General features: G+C 71.0%; 14 protein-coding genes. 2 read left to right on the forward strand and 12 right to left on the reverse strand.

Going from position 1 to position 18,447, the window contains the following annotated elements; all coding sequences use genetic code 11:
- Window positions 1-109: 109 nt before the first annotated feature.
- Window positions 110-1,114, forward strand: a complete 1,005-nt coding sequence (locus tag ACFYWQ_RS31215; RefSeq protein WP_389520971.1) for an AraC family transcriptional regulator — start codon at window positions 110-112, stop codon at window positions 1,112-1,114.
- A gap of 72 nt (window positions 1,115-1,186) precedes the next feature.
- On the opposite strand, the gene ACFYWQ_RS31220 is transcribed toward ACFYWQ_RS31215, so the two are convergent.
- The 10 genes from ACFYWQ_RS31220 to ACFYWQ_RS31265 all read right to left on the reverse strand — a co-directional run bounded on the left by ACFYWQ_RS31220 (window position 1,187) and on the right by ACFYWQ_RS31265 (window position 13,727).
- The gene (locus ACFYWQ_RS31220) at window positions 1,187-2,149 is read right to left on the reverse strand and encodes a sugar ABC transporter substrate-binding protein (RefSeq protein WP_389520973.1); all 963 of its coding nucleotides are present in this window, start codon (window positions 2,147-2,149) and stop codon (window positions 1,187-1,189) included.
- A 666-nt stretch (window positions 2,150-2,815) separates the two neighbouring features.
- A complete protein-coding gene (locus ACFYWQ_RS31225) occupies window positions 2,816-4,117 on the reverse strand; it encodes an MFS transporter (protein WP_389520975.1) in 1,302 nt (433 codons plus the stop codon).
- Between the two features lie 285 nt (window positions 4,118-4,402).
- Complete coding sequence (locus ACFYWQ_RS31230) at window positions 4,403-5,494, reverse strand: maleylacetate reductase (RefSeq protein WP_389520977.1); 1,092 nt, start codon at window positions 5,492-5,494, stop codon at window positions 4,403-4,405.
- Window positions 5,491-6,402: a dioxygenase gene (locus ACFYWQ_RS31235; protein WP_389520979.1), complete on the reverse strand. Its 912-nt coding sequence runs from the start codon at window positions 6,400-6,402 to the stop codon at window positions 5,491-5,493. The genes ACFYWQ_RS31230 and ACFYWQ_RS31235 overlap by 4 nt, the downstream gene beginning before the upstream one ends.
- 51 nt (window positions 6,403-6,453) lie before the next feature.
- A complete protein-coding gene (locus ACFYWQ_RS31240; RefSeq protein ID WP_389520981.1) occupies window positions 6,454-7,401 on the reverse strand; it encodes a VOC family protein in 948 nt (315 codons plus the stop codon).
- Between the two features lies 1 nt (window position 7,402).
- Complete coding sequence (locus ACFYWQ_RS31245) at window positions 7,403-8,536, reverse strand: alpha/beta hydrolase family protein (RefSeq protein WP_389520983.1); 1,134 nt, start codon at window positions 8,534-8,536, stop codon at window positions 7,403-7,405.
- On the reverse strand, window positions 8,526-10,343 hold the full coding sequence (locus ACFYWQ_RS31250) for a CocE/NonD family hydrolase (protein WP_389520985.1): 1,818 nt from the start codon (window positions 10,341-10,343) through the stop codon (window positions 8,526-8,528). Before ACFYWQ_RS31250 ends, ACFYWQ_RS31245 begins: the two co-directional genes overlap by 11 nt.
- Window positions 10,344-10,482: 139 nt before the next feature.
- Window positions 10,483-11,610: an FAD-dependent oxidoreductase gene (locus ACFYWQ_RS31255; protein WP_389520987.1), complete on the reverse strand. Its 1,128-nt coding sequence runs from the start codon at window positions 11,608-11,610 to the stop codon at window positions 10,483-10,485.
- 141 nt (window positions 11,611-11,751) lie between these two features.
- A complete protein-coding gene (locus ACFYWQ_RS31260) occupies window positions 11,752-12,501 on the reverse strand; it encodes an enoyl-CoA hydratase/isomerase family protein (protein ID WP_389520989.1) in 750 nt (249 codons plus the stop codon).
- The gene (locus ACFYWQ_RS31265; RefSeq protein ID WP_389520990.1) at window positions 12,498-13,727 is read right to left on the reverse strand and encodes a CaiB/BaiF CoA transferase family protein; all 1,230 of its coding nucleotides are present in this window, start codon (window positions 13,725-13,727) and stop codon (window positions 12,498-12,500) included. The genes ACFYWQ_RS31260 and ACFYWQ_RS31265 overlap by 4 nt, the downstream gene beginning before the upstream one ends.
- Window positions 13,728-14,185: 458 nt before the next feature.
- Between ACFYWQ_RS31265 and ACFYWQ_RS31270 the strand changes: the two genes are divergently transcribed.
- Entirely contained in the window at window positions 14,186-14,728 is a 543-nt protein-coding gene (locus ACFYWQ_RS31270) for a cupin domain-containing protein (protein WP_389520992.1), read from the forward strand.
- A gap of 1,056 nt (window positions 14,729-15,784) precedes the next feature.
- Here ACFYWQ_RS31270 and ACFYWQ_RS31275 read toward each other — a convergent pair.
- Complete coding sequence (locus ACFYWQ_RS31275; RefSeq protein ID WP_389520993.1) at window positions 15,785-16,930, reverse strand: Gfo/Idh/MocA family protein; 1,146 nt, start codon at window positions 16,928-16,930, stop codon at window positions 15,785-15,787.
- A gap of 37 nt (window positions 16,931-16,967) precedes the next feature.
- Entirely contained in the window at window positions 16,968-18,245 is a 1,278-nt protein-coding gene (locus ACFYWQ_RS31280) for an ROK family protein (RefSeq protein WP_389520995.1), read from the reverse strand.
- Between the last annotated feature and the right edge of the window lie 202 nt (window positions 18,246-18,447).

Raw genomic sequence — 18,447 nt, forward strand, 5'->3', positions numbered from 1 at the left:
GCCGGAAATCAATTCGATCTTTATACCATTGACTTGCGCCGTTAATAGACATAAGTTCCGGCGGGAAGGTCACAGCCAGGCACGTCCGAGTGCCGAGGGGAGCCGATCGATGACCGTGCAGTCCATGCCGCCGTACGCTGAGACGGGCACTCTGGCGCGATTCGTCCGCGTCCGCTCGACCGATCCCGACGAGTTCGTGGCAGCGGTGAATGCCACCTACCCCTACGGTCAGGTGACGGCCGCGGGACGTCCGGGTCAGACCCAGGTGTACGAGCTGCGCGCGCTCACGGGGTCTGACTACACCATCGGCTACCTGCGCTCCGGGCTCGGAGTGACGATCACTCCGCGGCGGGACGGCGAGTCCTACTACCTGAACCTCGCCCCCAGCGGAACGGTGGTGTCCCGCATCGGGGGGTACGAGATCGCGAACGGTCCCGACCTGGCAGTCGTCATACCACCTGGCACGGTGCAGCACCTCACTCCTGCCAGGACCGGTACGGAGTCGATCGGGATCCGGCTCGACCGTGAACTGGTCGAGGCCGAGCTCGCCGCCCTGCTGGGCGGCGCGCCCGTCCAGCCCGTCGACTTCGCCCCCGGGCTGGACCTCACCCGGCCCGCGGGGCGAAGCATTGCCGCCCTCGTTCAGAACCTTCTCGTGGAGGCCGACCGGCCCGGAGGGGCCTTCGAGCATCCCTCCGTCCAACGGCACTACATCCGCACGCTCGTCGTCTCCCTCCTCACCTCGCAGCCCCACAGCTACACCGAGGCGCTCCGGGAACAGGGACGCCCGCCGACCCGGCCGCGCACCCTGCGGCGCGCCCTGGAGTACGTCGAGGCGCACATCGACGAGCCACTGACGGTGGCCGATCTCGCCCAGGCGGCGGGATGCAGCTCGCGCACGCTGCACGAGCAGTTCCACGCCGGCCTGGGCAACAGCCCCATGGGATACGTACGCGAGGTCAGGCTGCAGGGTGCCCACCGCGACCTGCGCGACGGCGTCGGAACCGTGACCGAGGTCGCCTGTGCCTGGGGGTTCAGGCACCTCGGTCGCTTTTCCTCCAGCTACCGCCTGCGCTTCGGCTGCCTGCCCTCTGAGACCGCGCGCAGCTCCTGACGGTGTCCGGCCGGGCGCGCGGTCCGCGCGCCGTGGCGCCGTAGGACGACCGTCCCCGGCCGGGGACGGTCGTCAGGTGTCGGAAGGGCAGTACAGCGGCGCCCGGTCGGCCGTCTCCTTGGTGACCAGGCTGATCGGCTCCTTGACCATCCTGTCGGCCTTCCTCCCGCGCAGCAGGGCGATCGTGTTCTCCACGGCCAACTCGCCGGCATCCTTGGGCGAGTGGGACACGAGCGCCGAGAAACGGCCGTCCTTGAGCGCCGCGAGGCCGTCGTCGGTGCCGTCGACGGTCACGATCTCCACCTGGGTGGCCCCGGCCGCATCGACAGCCTTGCGTACGGCGAGGGCCGTCTCCTCGAAGTCGACGAAGAGGTAGTCCAGATCGGGGTGGTTCCGGACGATGCTCCGGGCCGCCGTTTGGGCCTTGCCCGTCTCCTCGTTCGTGTACGCCGTGTCGACCACCTGGGCATTCACCGGCAGCGCGTTGGTGAAGGCATCGCTGAGCGTACGGAAGGACCCGTCGGGCATCCCCGAGAGGACGCCCACCTGGACCTCCCGGCCGGCCGCGTCCTTCTCGATCCACTGGGCGTCCAGCTCGCCTATGCCCACCATGTCGGAGGTCACGGCTCCCAGGATCTTGCTCGGTTCCACCGCCGTCGTCTGCACCAGGAAGATCGGGACACCCGCCTTCCGGGCGGCGGCGATGTCCCGCTTGATCGCGGTGACGTCCATGCTCTGCAGGATGATCGCGTCGACCTGCTCGGCGATCATTTCCTTGACCGCAGCCAGTTCCTCCGTGGCAGTCGCGTGCGCGTCGACCGTGACGATCTCCGCGAAGTTGTTGGCCGCCGTTTCCTCGACTGATCTCTTCAGACACTGGTGGAAGTAACTGTCGCCGTTTTCGATGAACCCGAGGGTGAGGGGTCCGTCGGTGGTGTCCGAGGCGCTGGACCGAGCGTCACAACCACTCAGCAACAGGCCCGCGCCGGCGAGGCACACCAGGAGCGACTTCCGGGAATGTGCAGACAGGGACACGAGTGTTTCCTTTCGATCGGTATGAGAAGGAGGAGTGAGGGTGTGACTCGCGCGTCCCGTTGGTGGGCGGCGATCGTCGCTCCTCGGAGGTGAAGGCCGCCGACGACCTGCGTCACCGCAGCACCTGAGGACTTCACCGGCCCGTCGACGGCCTGCGCCGCACGCGGTCCGCAGGCCGCAGGGAAGGACTCCAGGTCGCAGGCGGCTCGGGAGGATCTCGGGAGACCCGTGAAGTCGCACGAGCGGGGGCGTCGTGGAGGTCGAGGCCCCGCTCCCCGTCGATGGCCGGGGAGCGGGGCCTCGGGCCGTCGGCGTGAGCAGGCGAGACTGCCGGTCGCAGGCGGAAAGCCGTCAGTCGGTGCCAGGGGCCGGGTGACGTCGGCGGCGCTGGTGATGACCTCGAACGGAGTGCCGTTGCCAGCGCGGATCGGATGACGCGTGCCGAACCGCTCCGGAGACGGGTCCGAGCCTCCACCGAGCCCGGAGCGGTTCAGGCCGGCACCGCTGGGGGCGCCGTCGGGGTCGGCCGGGATGCCGCGGGCGGCCTCCCGCAAGATCCGCGAGGTGGCGGACGCAGCTCGACGTGGAGACGCTTCGCACGGGGGCGGGCGTTCGCGGCAGCCCGACACGCCGCAGGCGCCCGTACCCGTATACGGAGGGTCGGCTCTACGCGGTCTCGGCCGCCTTGCTGCCGTCGACCACGTCCACCCCCGCCGGGGCGGAAGGACCGTCCTCCACCTCGGCACTCGTGTGGAGCGGGTGGCGACGGGCATGGACCGCGGCAGCCACTGCGGTGACCAGTCCGCCCACCGCGCTGATCTGCAGCGCGGCGGAGAGCCCGCCCGCGGCCGCGGAGAGCGCCGCCACGATGACCGGGGAGAAGAACTGCCCCAGGTAGAAGACCGAGGTCCAGGCCGCTGTCCCGCGACCTCGCTGGTCGAAGTCGAGCTGCGCGGTGGTGCCGATGAGCAGCGACGGCAGCATGAGCCCGTCGCCCAGCCCGGCGAGGAACGCCCCGACGGTCACACTTGCCCAGCTGTCGGCGACACTCATGACGATCAGCCCCGCCGGACCCAGCACGAACGCCGCCACCAGCAGTCGTCCGGCACCGTGGCGGGCGAAGCGCACGAACAACAGGGCGGTGAGCATCACCCCGCCGTTGGCGATCGCGGCCGACGCCCCGATGGCTGCACTGCCCACCCCGAGATCGTCGAGGACGAAGCCCAGCTGCACCTGGAGGACGAAGAAGACGAGGGCGGCGCCCACCAGGGTCAGCGTCAGCATCGGCGAGAGCCGGCGCCAGGGAAGGGGCCGCACCGTGCGGCCGTGGCCGGCTGGCTCCACCGCCCCGGACTCCTGCGCCGGGCTCACCGGGCGCTCGGGTTCACGGAGCAGCGGCACCATGAACGCCAGCAGCGGGAGCGCCAGCGCGTACACCCAGAACGGTGTCCGCCAGCCGGCCGCGCCGAGCGCACCACCCGCCATGAGGAACACCACGGCGCCGAAGGAGGTGATGACGGAGTGCCAGGACATGTAGCGGTCGCGCACGGCGCCGTGGAAGTAGTCGCCGAGCAGGGTCAGACAGCACGTCATGACCGCCGCCTCGACAACGCCGAGCAGCGCGCGGCTGACCAGGACACCGGCGAGGTTGTCCAGCCACAGCGGCGCGGTCCCGACGACGGCGTACGCGGCCGTCGACCAGCGCAGCAGGCGGACGCGACCGAACCTGTCCACGACGGTGCCCGCCACGGGACCCAGAAGGGCGATCCCCAGCGCGGGAAGGGTCATCGCGAGCGGTGCCAGGGTGCTGATACCGGGGGTAGAGGCGAACGCCTTCTCCAGGTCGGGGAGGACGGGCGCGATCAGCAGTGAGCCCAACACGGAGGCGCACGACCCGATCAGCAGGACCACGGCCTGCGCGGGCCCCGCGCGTCTGGCCGGAGAGGGGGAGGGAGGGGCTATGGACACGTGCTGCTCCTCGTCGAGCGGCGGCGGATGGATGGCGGGAGGCTAAGAGGCGCTGACCAGCATCGCTATCCGAGGTGTGCGTCGGATATCCGTATACTGCGGACCCTTCGCCAGGATGCGGACATGTGCGACGCTTCCCCGGGACGGAGGGCCGGTGGGAGGGGGCTGCCGGACACACGTGAAGGGGGCTGTGGGGGTGGAGACGAACCCCTGAAAGTTCGTCTCCACCCCCACAGCCCCCTCTGTGGCAGCCCCCTCTGTGGGCCACAGGCTCCGCGCCCGCAGTCACACAGCCGGTGGGGTTCCGGCCCAGGCCGCGCCCAGCAGGGCCAGCAGACCGGAACGGTCCACCGGGCGTGGATTGCCGTACGGTGCGGCCAGCGCGAGGTCCGCGACGCGCTCGATGTCGGACCGCCGCACCCCGAGTTCGCCCAGGTTCCGGGGCACGCCCAGGGCTCGGTCGAGCTCGAAGAGCGTGCCGACCGGGTCGTCGGTGCCCAGCGCCTCGGCGAGGGCCTGCCGGGCCGCTGGGGCCGCCGGCAGGTTGAACGCGAGGGTGTAGGGCAGCATCAGCGCGTGCAGAGGCGCGTGCGGCAGGTCCAGTGCGCCGCCGAGGGTGTGGCAGAGCTTGTGGTGCAGTGACATGGACGTGCTTCCCAGGCACATCCCGCAAAGCCAGGCGGCGCACAGCGCCTCGGCGCGCGCGGCCTCGTCGTGCGGGTCGGCCGCCAGGGCGGGCAGGGCCGTCGCCATCCGGCGTACGCCGTCCCGGGCCATCAGGTCGGACAGCGGGGACCGGTCGGGGGCGTAGAGGGCCTCCGCGGCGTGCGCCACGGCGTTCAGACCGCTGGTGACCGTCACGTCGACCGGCAGGTCCGTCGTGAGTCCGGGGTCGTACACCACGGCCGTGGCGCGGACGGAGGGATCGGTGCCGGTGTGTTTGAGCCCGTTCTCGGTGAGCCCCCACACCGCCGTCATCTCCGACCCGGAGTAGGTCGTGGGGACGGCGGCGTACGGCAGGCCCGAGCGCAGTGCGAGGGCCTTCGCGAGACCGACCGCGCTGCCGCCGCCCACAGCCACCACGGACCGCGCCCCCGACGCGTCGGCCGCCTCGGCGGCCTCCGCCACGGTGGCGACGGGGACGTGGACACGGGCCCGGTCGAAGACCCCGGCAGCGGGATCCGGCAGGTCCGCGGCGATCCGCCGGGCGATTCCGGCGCTGCTCCGTGAGCCGATCACCAACGGGTGCTCCAGACCCACCCGCTCCAGCACCTCCCCGACCCGGGCGACGGCCCCCGGCGCGAACAGCACCTCCGGCGCCGCCGGCACCGTGAAGGCGAGTGCCTCCGTCGCGGCAGGCGCCGGTCCGGCGCTCACGAGGCGGCCCCCGCGGTGCCCTGGTCCGCCACCGGCTCCAGCACCAGGTCGATCTCGGCACGCGCGTGCGGGTTCGGCAGGCCGTGGGCCGCTGCCTCGGCGGGGTCGGTGACGAGGGCGAAGTCGCGGACCAGGTCGGCCTTGACGGCGAAGACGGCGTCGGAGTCGAGGTAGGGGCTGTCCTCGACGAAGATGTGCGTCGTCACCGGCACGTGGCCGGGTGCGTCGGCGATGAAGTGGATGTGGGCCGGCCGGTAGGGGTGGCGGTCCGTGGCGAGCAGCAACTGCCCGACCGGGCCGTCGGTGGGGATGGGGTAGTGGCTGGGGACGACGGTGGTGAACCAGAAGCGGCCCTCGTCGTCGGTGGTGAACAGACCGCGTCCGCTGCCCGGAGGGATCCGGTCGGGGAGCTGGACGTCGTAGTAGCCGTTCTCGTCGGCCTGCCACACGTCCACGGTGGCGCCGGCCAGCGGGGCCCCGTCCGGTGCCAGCACCCGACCGGTGACCAGGCAGGGGAGCCGGCCACCCACCTCGTCGATGCAGGCGCCGAGTTCCCGCTTCGGAGACTCGGTCATGTGGAAAGGGCCCAGCACGGTGGCGGCGGTGGCCTCCGGGGTGTGCCGGTGGTTGATGTTCTCCACCAGGGAGGAGACGCCGAGGACGTCGGAGAGCAGGACGAACTCCTGCCGGGTGTCGTCGCACTTCTGGCCGGTGGCGGTCAGGAAATCGATCGCCTTCTCCCACTCGGCCATGGTGGGTTCCAACTCCTTGACCGCTGCGTGCAGGTGCTTCACCAGCACCTGCACACAGCGGCGCATCCGGGCATCGGGGGTGTCGTCGAAACTGGCGACGACCGCCTCGGTCAGTGTCGTCTCGTCGTGTTCGGCGGGGACGGATGCCTGGCTCATGGCGCTCCTCGGGTACTGCGGGCGGGGAAGACGGTGCTGCCGGTGGGGCGGTCACATCGGCGGCGCGATGAACAGCCCGGGGTCGACGTCGTTGAAGGAACGGCTGGCGACGAACTCGTTCATCTCGTTGGCGGTGCCCCACTGGTCGATGATCTCGGGGTTGGTGAGGTCGTGGATGGAGGGGTGCCAGGTGTCCTCGTCGACGAGTTCGAGTTCCGTGGTGTATTCCACGGTGTTCCCCGCCGGGTCGAGGAAGTAGCTGAAGGTGTTGTCACCGGCGTGGTGCCGGCCCGGCCCCCACACCTTCTCGACGTTGCCGCGGAGCATGCGGCCCGTGCCCCGCATGAACTCGTCCAGACCCCGCATCTCGAAGGAGGCGTGGTGCAGGGCGACGTGCGGCCCACGGGCGATGGCGAAGCTGTGGTGCAGCGGGTTGCAGCGCAGGAACCACATGAACTCGCCCTTGGAGCCGATCCGCAGCGTGTCGGACAGACGGAACTGCAGGTGCTTGACGTACCAGGCGACGGTCTGCTCGGGATTGGGCGAGTTCATCACCACGTGCGACAGACGCACGGGGATCGACTCGCGTTCCTCGATCTTGCGGTGCTTGCGGGTCGCGACGTCGGCCGAGACCTCGACGACGCGGCCGTCGCCGTCGAAGAAGCGCACGCCGTAGCCACCGCCGGGTGTGGTGAGGGGCCGCGGCTCGTGCACCGGCTTCACGCCCTGGCCGATCAGACGTTCGGCGAGGGTGTCGACGTCGGCGGGGGTGGCGGCGCCGAAGGAGACGAGGTCCATGCGCTTCTGGACGTCGCGCCGCAGCCGCACCACGTACTGCTCGGGCGAGCCCTCGGCCGCCAGGAAGGACACCCCGCTGTCGGAGTGGGTCTCGGTCAGACCCCACCTGCCGGTGTAGAAGGCGTGCTGGGCCTCGAAGTCAGGCATCGCGATGTCGATGTGCCGCAGGTGGGTGATCAGGTGTTCGGTGGCGGTGGTCATGTCAGGCTCCGGGGGTGGTGGGGGAGAGGGTGTGGGTCAGCCAGTCGGTGACGGTGGGCATCACGGGGCCGGTGCCCATGTGCCCGCCGGGGAAGAGGCGGGCCGTCTTGGGATCTCCGTGGCGCAGGCTGAGGTGGATGTCCTCGGAGGAGTTCTGCAGGTCGTCGATGCCGTTGACGAGCAGGAGCGGTGCGCAGGGACGGTCGAGGAGGCCCTGGTCAAGCAGGGACAGCTCGGGACAGCGGCCCACGTAGTCCTCGAAGGTGCGCCCACCGAAGATCCGGGCGCGAGCCGCCATCAGGTCCATCAGATACGAGGAGGCGTTCCGGGAGCGTTCCTGCCACTCGGGCTGGAAGGTGAGGTGGACGCCGCCGCCCCAGTTGACGGCTGCGGCGAGCCGTTCGCGATGGGTGTGGGCGAGCTTCATCGCCCAGTAGCCGCCGAAGGAGAAGCCGAGCGCGGCGACGCGGCCGGCGTCCAGGTCGGGGCGGCCGGCGATCCAGTCGAACACCGGGTCCCACTGGCGCTCGGCGTCGACTCCGGCCCGCACGGGCGACTGTCCCACGCCGGGCTTGTCGATGTGCAGCGTGGCGAAGCCGAGCGCCCGCAGCCCCCGCCCCCGCGCGAAGGTCTCCTCCTTCCACACGTCGATGCCGCCCCACATCATCACCACCGGCACACGTTCCCCGTTCCGGGGCCGGGCCAGGTGGAAGACGACACGGTCACCCTCGCCGGAACGGCCCGCGAAGGGCAGTTCCACGGTTTCCACGAGGCTCTCGTCGAGGGCGACGGCACGCGCGAAGTAACGGCGGGCCAGGTCGTAGGCCGCGGCCTTCGCCGGATGCACCGGGGACGGGTACCGCCCGAGGAAGGCGAACTGGTACGCCTGCCACCAGGACTCACGCGCCGTCTCCCGGTCGCCGGCCTTCTCGGCACGCTCACCCTCGGCTGCGAACCCCTCGGCCAGGCCGGTCCAGTGCCCGGCCCACGACTCCGGGTCGAGCCCCGGCAGACCGTCGATCGCGGCCGCAGCGGCTTCGGCGTCGATGCTGTTGAACGGGTTGCGACGCTCCTTGAGATGGGCGTGCAGCCACGCCTGCCCGTCGGGCAGGGAACGGACGAGGTCAGCGGACACGGGGCACCACCGGGAGCAGGAGTCGGGACGGGTAGCGGGTGTTGTGGTGGACGTGGTGCAGCGTCGTGCGGGCGCTGCACACGTGGTAGGGCACGTACTCGGCGTTGGTGGAGCCCGCGACGCCGGTGGGGACGTCCATGGAGGAGATCTCCAGGCAGATGCGGTGTCCTCGCCGGAACTCGTTGGCGGTGGCGAGGATCTCGATGTCGTACTCGACGACCTCGCCGGGCTCGACCGGCTGCCGGGCTGCCCGGGTGAGCTTGTGGAACGGCTTCCACTCGGTGGAGCGGTCCGGGTCGAGGGCCCGGTTCGACGCCTTGAGCCAGCCGCGCGTCAGCTCCCGCTGGGGCAGGTCCGGGTCGAGGTCGCGCTCGCCCTCGCGGACGGTGCGCACCGACGGGTCGGGGCCTACGTCGGAGAGGGTGACGATCCAGTTGGTGTCCTCCTGGTCGATCGCCGCGAACAGCTTGAGGACCGCCGGGCCGGCGATGGTGAGGTCCTCGGTGAGCGGCTCGGAGAGGTACCGCAGCGAGGACACCTGCCGGGTGTGGGTCAGCGGCATCTGGACGAACGAGTCCGGGGGGATGCGGTCGTCGACCGAGTCGGGGGTGAACGGCGTCGGGCTCAGCCGCTCCCAGCTGTTGAGGTAGAACGGCGTCCACCGCGTCTCGGGCAGCGGCCAGTCGGTTCCGGTGCGCCACTCGTTGGCGCCGGCCACCCAGTAGCGCACCGGCGGCTCGTCCAGGACGCCGGTGTCGAGGCCCTTGAGCCAGTGGTCGTACCAGCGCAGGATCTCGCCGTGCAGTCCGTGGAAGGGCCGCTCCAGGTGGGCGGGCCCGACGAACAGCATCTTCTTCGGCGCCTTGTCCAGGTGGCGCCAGTAGGTCTGCGCGCCCTGGAGGTGCGTCTTGTACGTGTAGCCGTACCAGCCGGAGCCGGTGTAGACGGGGATGTCGATGCGCGCGAACTCCTTCTCGCTGCGCTCGACGGTGCCCTCCGGCTCGTACGGGTCGACCAGCACGTCGAAGTAGGCCGGCAGGTGCTGGCCCTTCATGGTCAGCACGTTGTACAGGTGCGGATGGAGCTTGAAGTCGGCGTTGTCCATCGCCTCCTTCCACAACGACTCGCGCTCCGGCGGCAGTTCCTTCGGCGCGCCCTTGTCCTGGTGGAACACGCCGAAGTGGGAGACGAGGTAGCGGAAGAGATGCAGGACGCCGCCCGGGTACTCCTCGCGGAAGCCGCCGAGGGTGCCGTAGGCGCCGCGCGGGTCGAAGGGGAAGATCGCCTTGAGGTGCGGCGGGCGCTGCCGGGCCACGTGCATCTGCTCGGCGCCGAAGCCGGAGATGCCGACCATGCCGACCTGGCCGTCGCACCACGGCTGGGCGGCGATCCACTCGATCAGGTCGTAGGAGTCCCACTCGCGCGAGCCGCCGCCCTCGGACTTGCCCACGGCGCGCGGCGAACCGATCACGTGGATGTAGCCGCGGGAGACGAAGAAGCGGGTGTCGCCGGCCTCCTGGGGGCCGCACCACAACGCCGACCAGGACGGCTGCGGCGGCAGCGCCTCGGCCATCTCCGGTCCCTGGAGGTCCTTGTTGTAGATGGCGAAGGCCAGCAGGGCGGGCATCGGCTCGTCGGTACGGGGCCGGTAGACGTCGACGACGAGTTCGACACCGTCGCGCATCGGGACGCGGACGTCCCGCTCCGTGATCATGTCCGGGTACTCGGCGGGGCGGTCGTAGCCGCCGGGCGGGGTCTCCGAGGAGACCGGCAGCGCCGGGAGACGGAGGTCAGCGGACTCGTTCACGGGTCCTCCTTCTGGGGTGGTGCACATGTGCGGTCGGTCGGGGCGGCGGAACAGCCCGGGGGCGGCGTCGGAACAGCCCGGGGGTCGGGCGGGGCGCGGCCGGGGCAGGCCGGTTCGGCTGTGCCGGGAACGGCTGGAGTCAGGCCGGTTCGGCCATGCGGCGGTGGCAGCCCTGCTGGAGGGCGTGCGCCTCGGCGTGCTGCCCCGCGCCCTCCAGGGCCGCGATGCGCACCGAGCTCTCCACCAGGTAGCGGCAGCGGGGTTCGCGGCGGGCGCCGAACCGCTTGAGCGCGGTCTCCACGGGGTCGCCGGAGGCCAGTTCGTCGGCGAGCAGGATGCCGTCCTCGATGGCCAGCGCGGCGCCGCTGACCATCTGGGGCGAGGGGGCGTGTACGGCGTCGCCGATCAGCACGGTGTGCCCGACGTGCCAGGCACCCGCCACCAGGCTGGTCGTCACCGGGCGCCGCACCACGTCGGCCGGGTCGCCGATCGAGTCCCGGATCGGCTTCACCCGGCCGGTGAACCCGGCGATCAGGTCCCGCATGCGCCAGTCGAGTTCGTCCGCCGGCAGCACACCCGGCTCGGCGCCGTTCTCGGTGACGAACACGTACGCGCGGTCCTGGGAGATCGGGATGATGCCCGCGTTGTGCTCCATGCCGGTGAAGGTGTGCAGGCTTTGCACCCAGTCGGGGCGCGGCACCAGGGCCCGCCAGACCATCTGGCCGCCGTAGTGGCTCTCGGCCTCGATCCCGAGGAGGCCCCGGACCGCGGAGCGGATGCCGTCCGAGCCCACCACCAGGTCGACGGTGCGTGAGGTCCCGTCGCTCACCTGCACGTCGACCTCGGAGCCCCGCTGTGCCAGCGAGGTCACCGTCGCTCCGGTGCGCAGGACGGCGCCGCGGCGTTCGGCCTCCTCGCGCAGGATCCGGTGCAGTGCCGGCCGGCCGAGTCCCGCCTGGGCGGGACGGCCCTCGCCCAGGAGACGGGGCAGCGCGATGACGCTCGTCGGCTCGCCGGCCGAGTCGCAGTTGGTGATCTCCGCGATGCCGTACCCGGCGGCCAGGCATTCGTCGGCCAGCCCCAGCCGGTCGAGAGCCCGGAGCGAGGGGCCGGTGAGGCTCAGGCCCCATCCTGCTACGGACCAGTCGGGGTTCGCCTCGACGACCTCCACCTCCCAGTCCGTTCGGGCCAGGGCGATGGCGGCGGTCAGGCCGGCGATACCGCCACCGACGATCAGGACACTGCGTGCTGCGCTGCGCGCTGTCATGTCATCCTCCGGGGATTCATGGGGTGCGGCCGTGAACCTACGAGCCCGGCACGGGCTCCGCTATCCGGATCGGGAGAGCGCTGTCCGGTTCCTACGGCGGGTTGTCAGCAGTTGCTTTGTCTGCTGCGGTGCAGTGGGGCGCTACGACATCGCCTTGTCGAGGAAGGCGGTCACCGACCGCTGGAGCACGGAGGGGATCACCGCGCCTTCGACAGCCGGCTCGGGCACGGCTCTGCCCCCGCCCAGTGCCGCGCGGAGGGAGCGCTTCGCCGCGCGGAGCGTCCCGTCGGGCTGCGCGACGATCCGCGCCACCGTGCGGGCGACGGTGGCACCGAGCCGTGCGTCCGGCACCGCGCGGGTCACCAGCCCGGCACCGGCCGCCTCGCGGGCGTCCAGCAGGGCTCCGGTGTAGAGGAGTTCGGCCGTGATGGAGGGGCCGACGAGGTCGGTCATGCGCGCGGCGAACCGGGTGCTGGCGAGGATGCCGAGCCGTGCGATCGGCATGCCGATCCGTCCGGACAGGCCGATGTAGCGGATGTCGCAGGCGAGGGCCAGCTGGCAGCCCGCGCCCGCCGCCGTCCCCTCGATCGCGGCGACGACCGGGACGGGGCAGCGTTCGAGCGCGGTGAACGCCCGCTCCATCGCTGCGAAGGACTCCTCCACCGCGGACGGGGAGGCCCCCAGCCACTCACTCAGGTCCGAGCCGGCGCAGAACGTGCCGCCCCGCCCGCGCACCACGACCGCCCTCAGCCCCGGGTCGTGGGACAGCAGGTCGACCTGCTCCGCGAGGAAGGACCAGCCCTCGGTGGGCAGCGCGTTGAGACGGGTTCCGTCGCCCACGGTCACGTGCGCGACCTGGCCCTCGACCCGTACCTCGACCTTGTCGCTCATCGGATGGCCCCCGAGTCGGCCAGCTCGCGCAGCTGCTGCTCGGTCATGCCCAGCGTCCCGAGGATGTCGGCGGTGTGCTCGCCCAGGACGGGCGGTGCCTCGCGCACCTGCGCCGGAGTGCCGGACAACTTGATCGGACTCGCCACTTGCCGCAGCGGGCCGACCTCGCTGTGCACCACCTCCTGCACCATCTCACGGGCCTGTACCTGCGGATGCTCCAGCGCCTGGCGGACGTCGTTGATCGGGGCGACCGGGATGCCGGCCTCACCGAGCACCTGTGTCCAATGGGACGTGGGCTCGGTCACGAAGTGCTTCCCGAGGAGGCCGATGAGGTCCTCGCGGTGGCGGACCCGATCGGGGTTGGTGACGTACCGCGGATCCTCCGCCAGCTCTCCCAGCCCTGTCACCTGCGTGAACGTGCGCCAGAGGCCGTCGTTGCCGACCGCCACCATCACATACCCGTCGGAGGTGGGAAGCGCCTGGTACGGGGCGATGGTCGGATGCGCGGAGCCGTAGCGCCGGGGGATCTCGTCCGTCGCGAAATAGCCCGCCGCCACGTAGGAGAGCCACGCGATCTGCCCGTCCAGCAGCGACACGTCCACGAGCTGCCCCTGCCCGGTGCGCTCGCGGTGGTGCAGCGCCGAGAGCACCCCGATGGCGGTGAACATGCCGGCCGCCAGGTCGGCGCCCGCGACCCCGAAGCGGACCGGGTCACCGCCGGACTCGCCGGTGATGCTCATCATCCCGCTCAGTGCCTGGGCGATGGCGTCGTAGCCGGGCGACCTGCGGTACGGGCCGGTCTGCCCGTAGCCGCTGATCGAGGCGTAGACGACTCCGGGGTTCGACGCGCTGATCCGCGCGTACCCCAGCCCCAGGCGCTCGGCCGTGCCGGGGCGGAAGTTCTCCACCACCACGTCCGCCTCGCACGCCAGCCGCTGCACCCGCTCCAGCAGGACGGGAGACTTCAGGTCCACGGCCAGCGAGCGCTTGTTGCGGTTGACCGAGTGGAAGTAGGAGGCGTCCTGGCCCTGGAACGGCGGCCCCCACATCCGGGTGTCGTCACCGCGCCGGGGCTCCTCGACCTTGATCACGTCCGCGCCCAGGTCGGCGAGGACCATGGTGCAGAACGGTCCGGAGAGGATCCGTGACAGGTCCAGGACCTTGAGACCGCGCAGCGCTCCCTCGTGGACGCGCCACGCGGAACGGGGTGAGGGGTGGTCATCCATGGGATGGCTCCGATCGTCGCAAGATGTGACAAGCCCATGGCCTCCAGGGCGCCTGCGCGGATCGCGGTGGCGCCGGGGCAGGGCTCACGACCTCGGAACCGTAGGCAAGTCGCTGAGCTGCGGCTATCCGGATGCCGTGGCCGCTGTCCGCATCACGCACCCAACTCGCGCTCGTACGCGCTCACTTTCGTCGGCCGCAGGCGGCCCGAGTGCGGGTTCCCCGATCCGTCGCAGTGGACGGACAACGCGTGCGCGATCCGGATGGCTCGCGTGAGCCGCCCCGCCTAGCATCACCGGGCTGTTCCCGAGAGACCGCCGCGCGGCTGCCCGTTCCCGCGCCGGTGGTCGGACGGACCCATGGCTGGCGACCGATCAGCCGCCGCCTCGGCGGCCGGCGTGCGGCGCAGCGAGTGAAGGCGGCCGAGAGCCGCTGCCCGATCGCAAGAGGAGAGAGACCATTGGGCGCGTACAACCCGTTCTCCGCCGATGTGGAACCCGCCGCCACGACCCGCAAGGTCCGGCGCCTGGTCACCGGAGTGAACGCCGAGGGACGGTCGACGATCGTCGACGACACCATCGTCCGCGGCAAGGTCGGACACGGTATGCCGACCTACGTCGCGACCGACGTGTGGCGTACCGAGACCAGCCCTGCCGACAACACGTCCCCGTTCACCGACCCCGTCGCTGGCGACGGGCCCCGCAGTGTCGGCCCCTCCAAGAACGGAACCGTCTTCCGGATCCTGGAGCTTCCTCCCGACCAGGAGTGGCGCTTCGACGCCGACAGCAAGGAGATCAAGCCGCTCGCCTTCCACACGACCGAGTCGATCGACTACGCCATCGTCCTCAGCGGCGAGATATGGGCGGTGCTCGACGAGACCGAGGTCCTCATGACGGCCGGTGACGTCCTGGTCCAGCGGGGTACCGCACACGCCTGGGCGAACCGCTCGCAGGAGCCCTGCGTGCTCGCGTTCGTCCTGATCGGCGGCACGCTCCCGTCGTAGGCGGACGTACGGGTGAGTGGCGTGACCGGAGGCCGCGGAGCCGCCGGTCCGGTCGCCGTACCATCTCCCGGAGGGCCGTGCGCCGGTGTCGGCGCACGGCCCTCCGGCGTGTTCCATCACACCCCGCGGAGGTCTGCGAGGATGGTTCGCCGGAACGCCGCAGGTACGGGGAGGCGAGACGGTCGGAGTCGGTGAAGCCCCGACGACGGGCGGCATCGCTCACCACAGTTTCCTCGCCGGACGGGAGGATCCTCCCGAATCCTGGACAGCCACGAGTCGTCCGCGTCGGACCTGTGACTGACGCCGAGATGGTCGTGGAGCGCTTCGTCGGTCAGATGCGCCTCCTCGCGACGCATCTGTTCCAGGAACCCCTGCTGTGCCGCGCGCAGAAGATCGTCCTTGCCGCTGACGCTGGAGTAGATGGACCCGATGGACACCTTTGACTGCTTGCTCACCTCGGACAGGGTGAAGTGCGTGGGGCGGCGGGCGCGGCACACGAACGACGCCGGGGCGTCGCTCCCGGCCGGCGCTGTACTCGTCCCGGTGGGGGTGCGCTGCTGCAGGGTGCGCAGTACGGGCAGGCGCAGCACGGCGCCGACGAGCGCGGGCAGGGCTGGGTCGGCCTCCTCCCGCAACCGTCCACGCGACGGCGAGCGGTGAGCTCACGCTGTTCCAGCGGTCCGGCAACTGATGGCATCGGCGACCCTCCCGAGCGAGGGAGTGACGACACGACACGCCGCCACTCCCACGGAATCACCCACCCCTGAGGGCTGTCCCGTGATCCCTGGTGGATCACCGCGCGGCGTCAGATGCGGTGCATCGCAAAGCGGAGGTACGTCCGCATACGGGATGTGTGCGGACGTACCGACAATGCGGCGAGGCGCCGTAGCTGTCGTGCGCGACCGCCGGGGATCACGGGACAGCCCTTGGTCCGCGCAGCGGAAACGCCCTCCTCGGGTCCGGAAGGACAGCAGATGCCGAACCGTCGGCGATCAGTTCGGTCTGCCCCGGCGCTACGGACGGCGCCGGCGGGCACGCAAGCCGGAAGCCGCGGTGTCACGCGTTGACGTGCTTGTCGACCTCGACCCACTGCTCCCTGCCAGCCGAGGCCAGCACCGCCTCCGTGATCGAGGCGGCCGCGAGCCCGTCGGTGAAAGTCGGCAGGCCTTCGGGCGTGTCGCCGGTGACGACGGCCGTATACGTGTCCCGGACGAAGGCTTCGAAGCAGGAGGCGTACCCTTCCGGGTGGCCGGCCGGCAGGGTTGCCAGCATGCTTCCGGCCGGCGTCAACTGAGCCGGGTCGCGTCGTATGACGGTGGCCGACTCCCGGCGGCCGCACCACAGCGTCTCCGGCTCTTCCTGATCGAAGACCAAGGACTCCTCGCTGGCGTCCAGTTCGATCCACAGCCGGTTCTTACGGCCGGGGGAGACCTGGCTGACGGTCACCGAGCCGAGCACGCCGTCCTCGGTTTCGAAGTGGACGAACATGGCGTCCTCGGTGTCCACGAGCGAGGAGGCGCCTGCGTTGGCGGCGCTGGTGAAAGAGGCGCCGCCATCGCCCCGCCGACGCTCGGGGACGGCGATGAGCTTTCGGGCGCTGACGCGGACGATGCGCTGTCGGGAGATGAACTGCGCCAGGTCGCACCAGTGGGAGCCGATGTCGGCGAAGGCGCGGGAGGCGCCGCCCAGAGCAGCGTCGACGCGCCAGTTGTCGTCGTCCTCATGCAGCAGCCAGTCCTGCAGGTAGCTGCCGTGCATGAGTCTGAGCCGACCGGCCTCTCCACCGCGCAGGCGCTCCCGGGCCTCCCTGACGAGGGGGTAGTAGCGGTAGACGAAGGGGACCGTCGCGACGCGTCCGGAACGCTCTGCCGCCTCGACGAGCCCGGCTGCCTCCGCGTGGGTCAGGGCGAGGGGCTTCTCGCAGATGACGTGCTTGCCCGCCGCCAGGGCCCGGGCCGCGAGCGGGGTGTGCAGATGGTTGGGGGTGCAGATGTGTACAACGTCGATGTCGCTGTCGCCGATGAGGTCGTCGGCCGATGCGTAGGCGCGTTCGGCGCCCAGGGTCCGGGCAGCCTGCTGTGCTCGCTCGGGGGTGGAGGACACCACTCCCGCGAGGTGTGCGCCGGCCTGGCGTGCTGCACGGACATGGACGGACCCGATGAAGCCGGTACCGATGAAACCTGCCTTGAGCGGGCGAGGCATGAACGCTCCTTGGTGGGGGTGGAAATAGGTGGTGTGGTCAGGCTGTCGCAGCAGCCGGCGGCAGCGAATCGGGGGCGAGTCGGTGCGTCCAGGTGGTCAGCTGTCGGGGCGTCAGCAGTTCGTCGATCGCTGTGAAGGCCGCGCCGATCATGCCGGCATGACTGCTGAGCGCCGACATCTCGACGCGCAGGCTGCGCGTGGCCAGGGGCAGGGACAGGGCATAGACGGATTGGCGGACGGAGGCGAGCAGCAGGTCGCCGGAGAGGGCGACGCCGCCGCCGATGACGACCAGTGAGGGATTGAAGAAGCTGATCAGGCCGGCCAGGGTCCGGCCGATCCGCTCTCCTGCCGTTCTGAGCAGGTCGACGCAGGTGTGGTCTCCCGAGCGGGCGCCGGCCGCCACGTCGGAGGCCGTCAGGGCAGGCCGCTGGTCGCCGAGCAGTGCCGCGAGGTAGGGGCTGCTCCCGTTCTCGGCGTGGGCCAGGGCGTCCCTGGCCAGGGCGGCGCCGCCGGCGAGGGCCTCCAGGCAACCGCGTTTGCCGCACCTGCACGGCAGGGAGGTGCCGTGGGCCACCGTGATGTGGCCGATGTCCCCGGCGCAGCCGCCCGTGCCCCGGTGCAGGCGTCCGCCGGACACCAGTCCCGCACCGATGCCGGTGCCGACCTTGACGTAGAGGAAGTCCCGGACCCCCGAGGCGGTCCCCGCCCGTAGTTCGCCAAGGGCCATGACGTTGACGTCGTTGTCCACCCACACGCCCACCTCGTGACGGGAGGCGAGGCGGTCTCTCACCGGGTACCCGTCCCAGCCGGGCATGATCGGCGGGGCGACAGGGGTACCGGTGGCGAACTCCACCGGGCCGGGAAGGCCCACACCTATGCCCACCAGTGGAACCGCCGGGGGCTGATGGGCGGCCCGGAGACGGCCGATGATCGAGTCGACCTGGTCGAGGGTGGCCTCCGGTCCGCGCGTCACGTCCCAGGGCTGCTCGTGGAAGCCCAGTGGACACCCCGCCAGGTCGGTCAGGGCCACCTCGAGGCCGGAGGCCCCCACCTCCACGCCGATGACGCACGCCGCCTCCCGCCTGAAGCGCACTTCGCGAGGCGCGCGGCCGCCCGTGGACTTGCCGCGGCCGGCTTCGGTGAGCAGCCCGGTTTCGATCAACTCGTTCACTCGCTGAGTGACGATCGTCCGCCCCAAGCCCGTGCGCTCGGTGAGCGAGGCGCGGGTGCTGGTGGACTCGGAGCGGACGAGACGGAGCAGGGTCCCGATGAGGGCGTCATGATCGGGACCGGCCGAGCGAGGCGGGGCGGACATGGGTGTTTCCCCCTTCTTGTCCGGTGGCTGGCTGATGCGGTTCAGAGTGTTGACTTACGTCGCAGTCAGACTTAACTTTGCCGCAATTCGGCAAGAGGTTAACGCAGCAATCGACTCTTCGGATAGCTAAGCAACTCAAGTGCATTATCGGCGGCACCGAAAGCGCCGACGTCCGGTGCGTACGACGACCCGACAGGAGGGT

The sequence above is a fragment of the Streptomyces sp. NPDC003247 genome (genome assembly GCF_042888135.1).
Taxonomy (GTDB): Bacteria; Actinomycetota; Actinomycetes; order Streptomycetales; family Streptomycetaceae; genus Streptomyces.